This is a genomic window from Janthinobacterium sp. P210005 (genome assembly GCF_036231865.1).
Taxonomy (GTDB): domain Bacteria; phylum Pseudomonadota; class Gammaproteobacteria; order Burkholderiales; family Burkholderiaceae_D; genus Janthinobacterium; species Janthinobacterium kumbetense.
The window spans coordinates 318,654-332,261 of sequence record NZ_JAZARC010000006.1 but is presented as its reverse complement, the minus strand read 5'-3'; the positions used below and the strand labels follow the sequence as shown (position 1 = coordinate 332,261).

15 protein-coding genes are annotated in these 13,608 nt (G+C 60.1%); 2 read left to right on the top strand and 13 right to left on the bottom strand.

All coding sequences use genetic code 11. The features are described 5' to 3' along the window. Position 1: 1 nt before the first annotated feature. The 7 genes from VPH40_RS23380 to VPH40_RS23350 form a co-directional block, all read right to left on the bottom strand. A complete protein-coding gene (locus VPH40_RS23380) occupies positions 2–1,072 on the bottom strand; it encodes a sulfate/molybdate ABC transporter ATP-binding protein (RefSeq protein ID WP_034747519.1) in 1,071 nt (356 codons plus the stop codon). Position 1,073: 1 nt separating this feature from the next. After that, positions 1,074–2,000, bottom strand: coding sequence for a sulfate ABC transporter permease subunit CysW (gene cysW / locus VPH40_RS23375; protein ID WP_251350677.1), 927 nt, complete (start codon positions 1,998–2,000; stop codon positions 1,074–1,076). After that, positions 1,997–2,806 (bottom strand): sulfate ABC transporter permease subunit CysT, encoded by an 810-nt coding sequence (cysT, locus tag VPH40_RS23370; protein ID WP_099408869.1) that lies wholly within the window; start codon positions 2,804–2,806, stop codon positions 1,997–1,999. The genes cysW and cysT overlap by 4 nt, the downstream gene beginning before the upstream one ends. A gap of 323 nt (positions 2,807–3,129) precedes the next feature. After that, on the bottom strand, positions 3,130–3,768 hold the full coding sequence (locus VPH40_RS23365; protein ID WP_034785187.1) for a peroxiredoxin: 639 nt from the start codon (positions 3,766–3,768) through the stop codon (positions 3,130–3,132). Positions 3,769–3,813: 45 nt separating this feature from the next. After that, positions 3,814–4,380, bottom strand: coding sequence for an RBBP9/YdeN family alpha/beta hydrolase (locus VPH40_RS23360; RefSeq protein ID WP_225242381.1), 567 nt, complete (start codon positions 4,378–4,380; stop codon positions 3,814–3,816). Positions 4,381–4,433: 53 nt separating this feature from the next. Beyond that, positions 4,434–5,438 carry a sulfate ABC transporter substrate-binding protein gene (locus VPH40_RS23355; protein WP_099666802.1) on the bottom strand — a complete coding sequence of 335 codons (1,005 nt, stop codon included), beginning with the start codon at positions 5,436–5,438 and terminating at the stop codon, positions 4,434–4,436. A 130-nt stretch (positions 5,439–5,568) separates the two neighbouring features. Then, a complete protein-coding gene (locus VPH40_RS23350; protein WP_077407968.1) occupies positions 5,569–5,952 on the bottom strand; it encodes a diacylglycerol kinase in 384 nt (127 codons plus the stop codon). Positions 5,953–6,105: 153 nt separating this feature from the next. On the opposite strand from VPH40_RS23350, the gene VPH40_RS23345 reads away from it, so the two are divergent. Further along, positions 6,106–6,885: an IclR family transcriptional regulator gene (locus VPH40_RS23345; protein ID WP_099378009.1), complete on the top strand. Its 780-nt coding sequence runs from the start codon at positions 6,106–6,108 to the stop codon at positions 6,883–6,885. A 35-nt stretch (positions 6,886–6,920) separates the two neighbouring features. Here VPH40_RS23345 and VPH40_RS23340 read toward each other — a convergent pair whose 3' ends face one another. The 3 genes from VPH40_RS23340 to VPH40_RS23330 form a co-directional block, all read right to left on the bottom strand. Next, complete coding sequence (locus VPH40_RS23340; RefSeq protein ID WP_289898690.1) at positions 6,921–7,994, bottom strand: serine hydrolase; 1,074 nt, start codon at positions 7,992–7,994, stop codon at positions 6,921–6,923. Positions 7,995–8,171: 177 nt separating this feature from the next. Beyond that, positions 8,172–8,891, bottom strand: coding sequence for a nitroreductase (locus VPH40_RS23335; protein WP_099666798.1), 720 nt, complete (start codon positions 8,889–8,891; stop codon positions 8,172–8,174). Between the two features lie 25 nt (positions 8,892–8,916). Further along, positions 8,917–9,834 carry a DMT family transporter gene (locus VPH40_RS23330; RefSeq protein ID WP_442906681.1) on the bottom strand — a complete coding sequence of 306 codons (918 nt, stop codon included), beginning with the start codon at positions 9,832–9,834 and terminating at the stop codon, positions 8,917–8,919. Positions 9,835–10,184: 350 nt separating this feature from the next. On the opposite strand from VPH40_RS23330, the gene VPH40_RS23325 reads away from it, so the two are divergent. Continuing rightward, on the top strand, positions 10,185–10,751 hold the full coding sequence (locus VPH40_RS23325; RefSeq protein ID WP_099666796.1) for a phasin family protein: 567 nt from the start codon (positions 10,185–10,187) through the stop codon (positions 10,749–10,751). A gap of 133 nt (positions 10,752–10,884) precedes the next feature. Here VPH40_RS23325 and VPH40_RS23320 read toward each other — a convergent pair whose 3' ends face one another. Genes VPH40_RS23320 through VPH40_RS23310 form a run of 3 tightly spaced genes read right to left on the bottom strand, consistent with a single transcriptional unit; the run spans position 10,885 to position 13,604 of the window. Next, complete coding sequence (locus VPH40_RS23320; RefSeq protein WP_070256673.1) at positions 10,885–11,604, bottom strand: ABC transporter ATP-binding protein; 720 nt, start codon at positions 11,602–11,604, stop codon at positions 10,885–10,887. Continuing rightward, a complete protein-coding gene (locus VPH40_RS23315; protein ID WP_099666795.1) occupies positions 11,601–12,374 on the bottom strand; it encodes an ABC transporter ATP-binding protein in 774 nt (257 codons plus the stop codon). Before VPH40_RS23315 ends, VPH40_RS23320 begins: the two co-directional genes overlap by 4 nt. A gap of 12 nt (positions 12,375–12,386) precedes the next feature. Next, entirely contained in the window at positions 12,387–13,604 is a 1,218-nt protein-coding gene (locus VPH40_RS23310) for an ABC transporter permease subunit (protein WP_289916900.1), read from the bottom strand. Between the last annotated feature and the right edge of the window lie 4 nt (positions 13,605–13,608).

The window sequence follows — 13,608 nt, the reverse complement described above, 5'->3', positions numbered from 1 at the left end:
ATCAAGTTCGGGTGGGTTCAACAAATACATGGAGGCGTTTCGGGCGGACAACCAATGTCTCGCCTTCCTTCAGCTGCAGATGGGTAAAACGCTCGTTCGACATCACCGCTTCGATCAGTTCGCTGTTATCCACGCGCTGCAAGTCCAGCTGGGCCAGCGGGCCGATGGCATGCGCGCGGCTCAATTTCACGACGATGCCTTCCGCGCCCTGCGTGTAGCGGTCGATTTCCAGGTCGTGCGGCCGCACATAGGCCGTGCCCTTGCTGTCGCTCACGCCCGCGTAATCGGGCACCTCGAAACTGGCGTCGCCCGTGGCCATCACGCCGTCGTGCACGCGGCCGTGGAACAGGTTGACGTTGCCGAGGAAACCGTAGACGAACGGCGACGCGGGGTGGTTATAGACTTGCTCTGGGGAACCGAGCTGCTCGACCGTGCCCTTGTTCATCAGTACGACCTGGTCGGCCACTTCCAGCGCTTCTTCCTGGTCATGCGTAACGAAAATACTGGTGACGTGCAAGTCGTCATGCAGGCGGCGCAGCCAGCGGCGCAATTCCTTGCGCACCTTGGCATCCAGGGCGCCGAACGGCTCGTCCAGCAGCAGCACGCGGGGCTCGACGGCCAGCGCGCGCGCCAGGGCGATGCGCTGGCGTTGCCCGCCCGACAATTGCGGCGGATAGCGGTCGGCCAGCCAATCGAGCTGCACCAGCTCCAGCAAATCTTTTACTTTACGGCGGATCTGGTCTTCCGACGGGCGCTCGCTGCGCGACTTCACGCGCAAGCCGAAGGCCACGTTCTCGAACACGGTCATGTGCTTGAACAGGGCATAGTGTTGAAACACGAAACCGACCTGGCGCTCGCGCACATGGCGGTTCGACGCGTCTTCCGCGTCCAGCAGCACCTGGCCGCTGTCCGGATGTTCCAATCCAGCAATAATGCGCAGCAAGGTTGTCTTGCCGCAACCGGACGGGCCCAGCAAGGCCGTCAGTTCGCCGGCGGGAAAGTCCAGCGAGATATTGTCGAGGGCAACGAAATCGCCGAAGCGCTTGTGGATGTTTTTAACTGCGATGGTCATATCAGTGCTCCGTGGAACGTAAGGCGGAATCGTCGGCGTTGCTCTCGTTCAAACGCCACTCAATGAAAGCTTTCAAGGCCAGGGTCACCAGCGCCAGCAGGGCCAGCAGGGAGGCGACGGCAAACGCGGCGGCGAAGTTGTACTCGTTGTACAGAATCTCCACCTGCAGCGGCATGGTGTTGGTTTCGCCACGGATATGGCCGGACACGACGGACACGGCGCCGAACTCGCCCATGGCGCGGGCGTTACACAGGATCACGCCATACAGCAGACCCCACTTGATATTTGGCAAAGTCACGCGGCGGAAGGTATTCCAGCCCGAGGCGCCCAGCACGATGGCGGCCTCTTCCTCTTCGCTGCCCTGCGACTGCATCAGCGGGATCAATTCACGCGCCACGAACGGGAAGGTGATGAAGATGGTGGCCAGCACGATGCCGGGTACGGCGAACAAAATCTTGATGTCGTGCGCCTGCAGCCATGGGCCGAACCAGCCCTGGGCGCCAAACATCAGCACATAGATCAGGCCGGAAATCACGGGCGAGACGGAAAACGGCAAGTCGATCAGGGTCAGCAAGATGCTCTTGCCGCGGAATTCGAACTTGGCGATGCACCAGGAAGCGGCCACGCCGAACACCAGGTTCAGCGGCACGGCGATGGCGGCCGTGATCAGGGTCAATTTAATGGCGGAAATCGCGTCCGGATCGATGATGGCGGCGATATACGCTTCCCAGCCCTTCTTGAACGCTTCCGCGAACACGGCCACCAGGGGCACGATCAGGAACGCCGTCAGGAACAGCAAGGCGACGGTGATCAGGACCGTGCGTACCCACAGCGGTTCCAGCACGACGGGGCCGACATTCGGCTCGAAGCGGCGCACTGCCGGGCGCGCATTGTCCACGCCAGCGACGCTAGTCGTATTCGTACTCATGATTTCTTCGCCTTTCCGCGCGTCCATGCTTGCAGCAGGTTAATCGTCAACAACAGCAGGAAAGACACCACCAGCATCACCACGGCGATGGCCGTGGCGCCTGCGTAATCGTATTGTTCCAATTTGGTAATAATGAACAGCGGCGTGATTTCCGACACCATCGGCATGTTGCCGGCGATAAAGATCACGGAACCGTACTCGCCCGTGGCGCGGGCAAACGCCAGCGCAAAGCCCGTCAGCAAGGATGGCAGGATCGTGGGGAAGATGACGCGGATAAACGTTTGCAGCGAATTGGCGCCCAGGCTGGCGGCCGCTTCTTCCAGTTCCTTTTCCGCGTCTTCCAGCACCGGTTGCACGGTACGCACGACAAAGGGCAAGCCGATGAAGGTCAGCGCCACCACCACGCCCAGCGGCGTGAACGCCACCTTGATGCCCAGCACGCCTTCGATGAACTGGCCGAACCAGCCGTTCGACGAATACAAGGCCGTCAGGGTGATGCCGGCCACGGCCGTCGGCAAGGCAAACGGCAAGTCGACCAGCGCGTCGATGATGCGCTTGCCGGGGAATTTGTAACGCACCAGCACCCAGGCCAGGATGCCGCCAAACACCACGTTCAACAGGGCGGCGATCAGCGAAGCGCCAAACGTCAGGCGGTACGACGCCATCACGCGGTCGGACGTGACGGCGCTGAAGAAGGCGTCCCATGTCATGGTGAAAGTTTTCAGGAACACCGACGACAGCGGAATGAGAACGATCAAGGCCAGGTAAAAGAGCGTGAAGCCCAGTGACAGCTTAAACCCCGGCATGACCCGAAACGGCGCTCCGCGCGCCTTGAGCGGTGCTGCTGATGCTGCAGACATAGAAACTCCTTCTTATTACATTTTTGAGTTATAGAGTGCAATAATCACATGCAATCGTTATAAAAAGAACTAACCATTTCTCATTTGCTTAGATGGATTTTGCATACTTGCTTGCAGAATCGTTGGGCGAAAAAAAACGCACCGGTGAGGTGCGTTTTTGTGGGAACAAGAGCGCCGAATAAAACGTTCAGGGCTAGGCGCCTTGCCGAAGACAGTACGAATGTATGGCGAGGCAATGCAATAACGCCATGAACGTTTTTTCGGTGCTCTTATTTGTTTGGCTGCGGCGTGAGGCGCAAGTATGGCTTCGCTGCCGTAAATCCCTTCGGATATTTCTGCTTGATCACGTCCGGATCTTGCACCGTCAGTGGAATGATGACGTCGTCGCCATCTTTCCAGTTGCCTGGCGTGGCCACCGTGTAGCCGTCCGTCAGTTGCAGGGCGTCGATGACGCGCAGGATTTCATTGAAGTTGCGGCCCGTGCTCAGCGGATACGTGAGGATCAGGCGCACTTTCTTGTTCGGGTCGACGATGAAGACGGAGCGCACGGTGGCCGTGACGGACTGTTCCGGGTGGATCATGTCGTACAGCACCGACACTTTCTTGTCGACGTCGGCGATGATGGGGAAGCCCACCACCGTGTTTTGCGTCTCTTCGATATCCTTGATCCAGCTCTTGTGCGACTCGGCCGCATCCACGGACAGGGCGATGGCCTTCACGTTGCGCTTGTCGAATTCCGGCTTGAGCTTGGCCGTCAAGCCCAGTTCCGTCGTGCACACGGGGGTAAAGTCGGCCGGGTGGGAAAACAGCACCACCCAGGAATTGCCCGCCCACTCGTGGAACTTGAGGGGGCCGATCGAGCTGTCTTGTTCAAAATCAGGGGCGACATCGCCCAGGCGTAAAGTCATCGTGATCTCCTTGAGAGGTTGTGTGGCAATGGGATGTGCGTCGAATCAGGCTGCCTGACGGTGGCGTTTGTCGCTTTGCGCCAGATCAAACAGTGTTTGCAGTTGCGCCTGGCCATAGACCCAGTCACCAAGGCGCGACTCGGCGTTGATATGGCCCAGCGCACCGCCATCAATATACTTGCAATTCCAGCGCCGTGCCCACTGCGCCGCGTGTTCGGCCGTCATCCACGGGTCCGTCTGGCTGGCGATCAGGATGCCGGGGCAAGGCAGCCGCTTTTGCGGCAAGGCCTTGGCCACGCCAAACTTGTCGGGATCGGCCGGCCCCACCAGCAGCACGCCGGCCACGCCCTGCGGGTCGCGGGCCAGGCTGTGCGCCGTCGTCAGGCAGCCGAAGCTGTGGGCGACGATCAGCGTGGGACGCGCATCTTGCCGCCGCACCTGGTCCAGGCGCGCCGACCAGGTAGTCAGGTCGGGAGCGTTCCAGTCGTCCTGCTCGACCCGCTCGAATTGCGGATACAGGCGCTGCCAGCGGCTCTGCCAATGCTCGGGACCGCTGTTATGCAAGCCCGGCACGATCAGTACCCGGTAATCGGAAAAGCTGCGCAGCGCCATGATGTGTCCTTGCGTGATCGATTCCGGCAAGCGTTGCCGCCTGCCGGTGAAGATTACTTCGGCTGATAGATCTGGTCGAAGATGCCGCCGTCGGCAAAGTGCGCCTTCTGTGCTGCCGTCCAGCCACCGGCCACTTGCTCGATGGTGAACAGGTTGACCTTGGCGAACTGCGACGCGTATTTCTTTGCCGCCTTGTCCGTTGCCGGACGGTAGTAGTTCTTCGCGATGATGTCTTGCGCTTCGTCCGTGTACAGGTAGTTCAGGTAAGCTTCGGCCACCTTGCGCGTGCCGTGCTTGTCGGCAAATTTATCGACGACGGCGACGGGCGGCTCGGCCAGGATGCTGACGGATGGCGTGATGATGTCGAACTTGGTCGGACCCAGTTCCTTGACGGCCAGGTAAGCCTCGTTCTCCCAGGCGATCAGCACGTCGCCGATGCCCCGTTCCACGAACGTGGTGGTGGCGCCGCGCGCGCCGGAATCGAGCACGGGCACGTTTTTATACAGTTTGCCGAGGAAATCCTTGGCTTTGGCTTCGTTGCCGCCCGGCTGGCGCAAGGCATAACCCCACGCGGCCAGATGGTTCCAGCGGGCGCCGCCCGAGGTTTTCGGGTTCGGCGTGATGACGGACACGCCCGGCTTGATCAAGTCATTCCAATCCTTGATGCCTTTCGGGTTGCCCTTGCGCACCAGAAACACGATGGTCGAGGTGTAAGGCGAGCTGTTGTGCGCCAAACGCTTTTGCCAGTCGGCGGCCAGCAGCTTGTGCTCGGCCAGCGCATCGATGTCGTAGGCCAGGGCCAAAGTGACCACGTCCGCTTCCAGGCCGTCGATGACGGCGCGCGCCTGCTTGCCGGAACCGCCGTGCGATTGCTTGATCTTGACGTTGTCGCCCGTCTTGCCTTTCCACTCCTTGGCAAACGCCGTATTCACATCCTGGTACAGCTCGCGCGTCGGGTCGTATGACACGTTGAGCAGGGTGATATCGGCAGCCTGCGCCGTTTGCAGAAGGGCAAACGCGCTGATGGCGGCGGCAGTGATGATTTTTTTCGACAGCATCTAAGATCCCCGTGTGGTTGAACTTTCAGAGCCACCAGATTACGGCGCTATGGCCGCAAAGAGAACGAAGCGTTTCGCCGTTTGATATACATTTTTCGCATATGGACGGTACGCAACGGGGATAAAGCGCTTAATAGAAACGGTTAAATAATACGACGGCCCAGGTAGCGAAGGCCAGGATGCAGGTCAGCAGCACGGCCGCGCTGCCGAAATCCTTGGCGTTCTTCGACAGCGGATGGCGGTCCAGCGAGATGCGGTCGACCACGGCTTCGATGGCGGAATTGATCAGTTCGACGATCAGCACCAGCAGCAGCACGCCGATCAGCACCAGTTTTTCAAAGGCGGAGATGCGCAGCAACAAGGCGATCACGGTGCCGACGACGAACAAACCGAGCTCCTGGCGGAACGCGTGTTCATGGCGCCAGGCCGCTTTCAAGCCATCGAGCGAGTAGAAAAAAGCGGAGAAAATCCGTTTCAAGCCACTCTTGCTTTTGAATTCATTTACAGGTTGCATAGTTTTCCATGATTCAAAGTCCATCCAGCCGCCAATTATGACGGCCAACATGAGAATTGTGACAATTTATTCGCTGACTATCTCGGAACATTTCACTATTTTTTCACATCATGGTATAAAGAAGCATGAATACTGCATTGCACCAAATCCATCATGAAAATTGAACCGGTCGCTGCCCCGAAGACGACGATCCAGGTGATCGAACGCATGGTCGCCCTGCTCGATGCCCTGGCCAAATATTCCGACCCGGTCAGCCTGAAGGAATTATCCAAGGTTTCCGGTTTGCACCCCTCGACGGCGCACCGCATCCTCAACGACATGGTGCTGACGCGCTTTGTCGACCGCATCGAACCGGGCACGTACCGGCTGGGCATGCGCTTGCTGGAACTGGGCAATGTGGTGAAAAGCCGCCTCAGCGTGCGCGAAGCGGCGCTGGACTTCATGCGCCAGCTGCACAAGAAAACCCAGCAAACCATCAACCTGTCCGTGCGCCAGGGCGACGAGATCGTCTACATCGACCGCGCCTTTTCCGAGCGCTCGGGCATGCAGGTGGTGCGCGCCATCGGTGGCCGCGGTCCGCTGCACCTGACCTCGACGGGCAAGCTGTTCCTCTCCGTGGACGAGCCGAAAGCCATCCGCGCCTACGCCACGCGCACGGGACTGGCCGGGCACAACAAGAATTCCATCACGGATCTGCAAAAACTCGAGCGCGAGCTGAGCCTGGTGCGCGAGCGCGGCTATGCGCGCGACAATGAAGAGCTGGAGCTGGGCGTGCGTTGCATGGCAGCCGGCATCCGCGACGATACAGGCAAGCTGATCGCCGGCCTGTCGATCTCGGCGCCAGCCGACCGTTTGCAGGATGAGTGGCTGGTGGACCTGGTGGAGACGGCGAACCAGATTTCCGTGACCTTGGGATTCATTCCTCAAGAGTAATAAGAATGCAGGGCAGCCGTGCCGCCTTGGACACCTTACCCCCCTGGCAAGCTCATATTGGCAGGTTTCAATGCTTCCAGCCACTTGCGCATGCGTCCCGCATCGGCCGTACGCGACTGTTTCCCCTTGGAATCAAGGAAGACCATGATCACGGCCCGTCCTTCGATGACCGCCTGCATCATCAGACAACGTCCCGCCTCATTGATGAAGCCCGTCTTTTGCAAGCCGATTTCCCAGCCCGGATTGGCCACCAGGTGATTCGTATTGCCAAACTGCATGGGCTGGCCGCTGGCTTCGACGATGGCTTTCGGATCCGTCGAATATTCGCGCAGCAGCGGATGGCGGAAAGCGGCCATGGCCAGCTTGCCCAGATCGCGCGCGCTGGCCACGTTCATCTTCGACAAGCCGCTGGAATCGACGTAATGCGTATCCATCATGCCCAGCTGGCGCGCCTTGCTGTTCATGGCGTCGACAAACGCCGGCAAGCCGCCCGGATAATTGCGGCCCAGCGCCGAGGCGGCGCGGTTTTCCGAGCTCATCAGGGCGATGTGCAGCATATTCGCGCGCGTCAATTGCGAGCCCACTTTCAGGCGTGAGCTGCTGAATTTGGCGCGGTCGACGTCTTCGTCCGTGATCGTCAGCAACTCATCCATGTCCTGGTGCGCTTCGACCACCACCAGGCCCGTCATCATCTTGGTGATGGAGGCGATGGGCAGGGCCACATTGGAATTCTTTTCAAACAACACTTCCGCATTCGCCTGGTCCAGCACCAGCGCCACGCTGGACTTCAGGTCGAGCGGATCGCGCGTCAGGTTCAGGCCCGCCAGGTCGCCCATGGTGGGCATCGGTGCGGCCATGGGCACGGCCACGCTGCTGACTTTTTGATAGATGACCTTGCGTTTGCCGCGCACCATGACGACCCGGCGCACGGTCTTTTCGCGCGGCGCGGCCGTCGCGCCCTTGCGCAGCACGACTTTGATTTTCTTGGTGTTGTGTTTCTTCGAGGCTGAGGATTTGCCGTTCGCTTCCTTGGCGTGCACGGCCGCAGCCGGCGCCAGTGCAAACAGCAGGGAAGCCAGGATACCCAGCGCAAGTTTAAACTTAGCCATTCGATAATTCCCCGTGAAGCTGTTGCCTTATTGCAGTGTAGCGAAATGCAGAGCAATCGCAAGCCTATTTAACAGTTAGGACAGTATTTATTGCAGCAATGAAATACAAATCGTTGGCGATCAGCAAACAAACTCATCCTTAACCGGCTGTTTTTCTCCGCCCGTCGCCAGTAATGTCTATTTGTCCATGAATTTAACAAAGCCGGCCAGCGGCTCGCGCTCCGTGTTCAGGCGGTTCTCGACCTTGTCCGGGTCGGCATAGCCGAGGGCCATGCCGCACACCACCATTTCACCGGCCGGCACGCCCAGTTCGTCGCGGATGATGTCATGGTAATGGATGAAGGCCGCCTGCGGGCACGTGTCGAGTCCCCGCGCGCGCGCCGCCAGCATGATGTTTTGCAAAAACATGCCGTAGTCGAGCCAGGAACCCTGTTCCAGTACCCGCTCGATGGTGAAGATCAGGCCCACGGGCGCATCGAAAAACTGGAAATTGCGCCCATGCTGGGCCGCCATGCCGGCCGTGTCGCCCCGCTCCAGGCCCAGCAGCTGGTACAGGTCCAGGCCGATCTTGCGGCGGCGCTCGATGAACGGCGCCGTCCACTGGCGCGGGTAATAGATATATGAGGCCGTGCGCGCGGGCGCATCGGGCGCCTTCGGTGCGGCGTAGGCGGCCAGGATGCGCTGCGACAGGCGCAGGCGGGCTTCGCCCGACAGCACATACACTTTCCACGGCTGCATGTTGGCGCCCGAAGGCGCGCGCGCCGCCACTTCCAGGATGCGCGCGATCTCGTCCTGCGCCACCGGCGTGGGCAAAAAGGCGCGGATGGAACGGCGCGACAGGATGACGCTATCGACGGCTTGCTGCGCCGCGGGTGTTTCCAATGCTTGCTTGTTCACTGCCCTGCTCTCCCGCTATAGCTTATTATTTCTTGACCACGAACACCACGCCGACCACGGCCACCAGCATGCCGGCGATGCCCAGCATATTAAAGGCTTCGCCAAACATCAGCCAGGCCATCACGGCCGTCGTGGGCGGCGTCAGGTACAGCAAGCCCGTCACTTTCGTCGCATCGCTGCGGCGGATCAGGGCGAACAGCAGGAAGATGGCGCCGATGGACAGCACGAGCACCGACCACAGCAAGGCGCCGATGAAATTCGCCGTCCATTGAACATTGCTGAAATACAAGTCCAATCCTTCGTAATACAGGGCGAATGGCAAGACCACCACGATGGAGGCGGCAAACTGCACCACCGTGCCGGTGCGCAAGTCAAAGTGCGGACAGTGGCGTTTTTGGTACATGGTGCCGGCCGTCATCGACAGCAGCGCGAACACGCACAGCAGCACGCTTTCCACGGTCAGGCCCACGAGGTTGATCTTCGCATACACGACGAGGGCCACGCCCAGCAAGCCAAAGAACAGGCCCAGCCACTGGCGCGGGCGCACGGATTCGCCGATCAGGGGCGCGGCGCAGGCCGTCAGCACGGGCTGCATGCCGACAATCAGCGCAGACAGGCCGGCCGGCATGCCCAGCTTGATGGCGCACCACACGCCGGCCAGGTAGCCGGCCTGCATCAGGATGCCGGCCACGGCGATCTGGCGGAATTGGCCCACGGGCCACGGTGCGCGCAACAGCAGCACCAGCGGCAGCAGAATGACCAGCACGCCCAGGAAGCGCAGCAGCAAAAAAGTCAGCGGCGGCGCATACGGCAAGCCGAACTTGGCCACAATAAAACCTGTGCTCCATAACAACACAAAGAAGCCGGGCAAGGCCATCGGCGCCAGGTTAGTCAGGAAAGAGGCTTTGCCGCTGGCGCCAGCCGCGGCGGGAAGATTGGACATGGTATCGACTCGGGAAACGGGATCGGCACCGGGGCGTTGCCCAGTGCGGGAGGCAAAGTCTAGCATGCTGCGCCGCGATCGTCCCCGCAGGCACTGGAAACGATAGTTTAAGCACAAACCATTAACAGGTAGAAATCAAATATTTCTCTTTAGAAACAATGACTTTTGATGCAAATCTATTCAATTGTTGCATCGCACAAGAATCGCTTGACTTACGTTTTTTTCGCCGTAGAATAGGGTTTGTTGCGTTGCACAATTCTTGTTCAGCTTGAAAAATTTAGATTCACCTGCTTTCCCAAACGGTACACGCAGCATCAAATTAACCAGATTTCGATTTTTTGGAGATTTATATGTTTTCAATTCCTGAGCAATTTTCGTCCGCTACCAAAGCCAACCTGGAAGCCCAATTCGCCCTGTTCTCGTCGCTGACGGGCAAGGCCTTCGAAGGCATCGAGAAGATCGTCGAACTGAATCTGACCGCTGCCAAGGCAACGCTGGAAGAATCGACCGCCGCCGCCAAGCAATTGCTGTCGGCAAAAGATCCACAAGAATTCTTCTCGCTGGCCTCTGCCCAAGCCCAGCCTGGCGCCGAAAAAGCCATCGCTTACGGCCGTCACCTGGCTGCCATCACGTCGGGCACGCAAGCCGAATTCAGCAAAGCTGCTGAATCGCAAATCGCTGAAACCAACCGTAAAGTCCTGTCGCTGGTGGAAGAAGTCACCAAGAACGCGCCAGCCGGTTCGGAAAACGCCGTCGCCATCCTGAAAAGCGCCATCGGCAACGCCAATGCAGGCTACGAGCAATTCTCGAAAACCAGCAAGCAAGCCGTCGAAGCCATCGAAGCGAACCTGACGTCGGCCGTGAACCAGTTCACGCAAGCGGCTGAAAAAATCGTGCCGCGCACTGCCGCCAAGTAATTATCAAGCGACCGCCACGGCGGTCTGCTGTTACCAGCTCCTCCAGGCATCCATCCCGCACTTCCCCGACGGATGCCATTATGCCCCAGCCCAGCTGGGGCATTTTTTATGCCTGAACACTTCCCGAACGCGCTTACTCGCCCAGATACGCCGCCTTCACGCGCGGGTCGTCGAGCATGGCGGCCGCGTTGCCGCCCATGGTGACCAGGCCGGAATCCATCACGTAGCCGCGGTGTGCCGCCTGCAGGGCCAGGCGGGCATTCTGTTCGACCAGCAAGATCGTGATGCCTTCGGACGACACCTTGCGGATCACCTCGAAGATTTTCTCGACCATGATGGGCGACAGGCCCATCGACGGCTCGTCGAGCAGCAGCAGCTTCGGATGGCTCATCAGGGCGCGCGCCATGGCCAGCATCTGCTGCTCGCCGCCGGACAGGGTGCCGGCCATCTGCGCCGCCCTTTCCTTCAGGCGGGGAAACACGTCGAACCAGCGGGCGATGTCGTCCTCGACGCCCGCCTTGTCCGTGCGCGTGTAGGCGCCCATCATGAGGTTTTCGCGGATCGACATGCGGGTAAACACGCCCCGCCCTTCCGGCACCATGGCCAGTTTCCTTTCCACCAGGTGGAACGATTTCGTGCCCTTCAGCGATTCGCCCAGGTAGCTGATCGTGCCCTCGATCTTGCAGGCAGGCAAAGTGCCCGTGATGGCTTTCAAGGTCGTCGTCTTGCCCGCGCCGTTCGCGCCGATCAGGGCGATCAGCTCGCCCTCGTTGACTTCCAGGTCTATGCCTTTCACCGCCTTGATGCCGCCGTAGGCCACGTGCAGGCCCGCCACCTTCAATATATTGCTCATGCGTGCGATCCCCCCAGGTAAGCCTCGATGACGGCCTGGTTTTGTTGTATTTCGGCCGGCAAGCCTTCCGCGATGCGCTTGCCATATTCGAGCACCGTGATGCGGTCGCACAGCCCCATCATCAGTTTCACGTCATGCTCGATCAGGAGCACGGTCTTGCCTTCTGCCTTGATTTTCACCAGCAACTCGCGCAGGGCCAGCTTTTCCGTCGCATTCATGCCGGCCGCCGGCTCGTCGAGCGCCAGCAGGGTCGGGTCGGTGGCCAGCGCGCGGGCGATTTCCAGGCGCCGCTGGTCGCCATACGACAAAAAGCGCGCCGTGCGGTTGGCGAACTGGGCGATGCCGACGAAATCGAGCAACTCCATGGCCCGCTTGCGGATGGACGCCTCTTCCTCGCGCGCCGCCTTGTGGCGGAAGATGGCGCCGAAGACGCCCTGGTGCGAGCGCACGTGGCGCCCCACCATGACGTTTTCCAGCGCCGTCATGTCGCCGAACAGACGGATATTCTGGAAGGTGCGCGCGATGCCCGCCTTGGCCACCTGGTGCGGCGCGGACGGCGAATACGGCTTGCCGGCCAGCTCGAAGGTGCCCGTGTCGGGCTGGTACAGGCCCGTGATGACATTGAAAAACGTCGTCTTGCCGGCGCCGTTCGGGCCGATCAAGCCGTAGATTTGCCCTTGGCGGATGGTGATGCCCACGTCGGTGAGCGCCTGCAAGCCGCCGAAACGCTTGTTTACGCCGGCGATATTGAGAATGATCTGTTCGCTCATACTATCCCTCCCTTAAGCGGACACGACGCCGGTGGATTTGTTCGGCTGGTCCACATCGTGGTCGGGCCGGTCTTCGTGCTTCGGCGATGGCCACAGTCCCGCAGGACGATTGAGCATGATCAACACCATGGCCAGGCCGTACAGCAGCTGGCGCAGCACTTCCGCCTCGATCACCACATGGCCGAACAGCGCCTGCTGGGCCGGTTCCACCACATGGCGCAGCACTTCCGGTATCGAGGCGAGGATCACGCCGCCGAGGATCACGCCGGGAATATGGCCGATGCCGCCCAGCACCACCATGGCCAGCACGGCGATCGATTCCGTCAGCGAGAACGATTCCGGCGAGACAAAGCCTTGGAAAGACGCAAACATGGCGCCAGCCACGCCGCCGAACGAGGCGCCCATGGAAAAGGCCAGCAATTTCACGTTGCGCGTGTTGATGCCCATGGCCTTGGCGGCGATCTCGTCTTCGCGGATGGCCACCCAGGCGCGGCCCAGGCGCGAATGTTGCAGGCGCTTGGTGACGAACACGACGGCGATGCACAGGAAGAGGAACAGGAAGTAATAAGCGTTGACGGACGGCATGGAAAAACCGGCCACCGTCACGGTGCTGTTGGTCCCCGCCTCGCCCGCCAGGTTGACGCCGAAGATGCGGATCGGATCGATCAAATTGATGCCTTGCGGACCGTTCGTGAAATTGATCGGGTCGTTCAAATTGTTCATGAAAATGCGGATGATCTCGCCAAAACCCAGGGTCACGATGGCCAGGTAGTCGCCGCGCAGTTTCAAGGTTGGCGCGCCCAGCAGGGCGCCGAACAGGCCTGCCACGGCAGCGGCCAGCGGCACGATGATCCAGATCGACAGGTGGATGCCGTTTTCGCGGATTTCCGGCCCCATCAGATGCACTAGGGATGCACCCAGCACCGGATATTGATTCACCACCGATTCGAGCAGGATGGCGAACTGGGGCGACGCCAGCAAGGCCGTCAGGTAGGCGCCCACGGCATAGAAGGCGATATAGCCCAGGTCGAGCAGGCCGGCGAAGCCGACGACGATGTTCAAGCCCAGGGCCAGCATGATGTACAGCAAGGCCATGTCGATGATGCGCACCCACGAGTTGCCGAACTGCGCGGCAAAAAACGGGAACACCATCAGCAGCGCGGCCAGGCCCAGCATGCCGGCGTAGGCTTTGGTCGGGTTTTTCTTAGCGTCAAAATCGAGTAGTGCCATGATT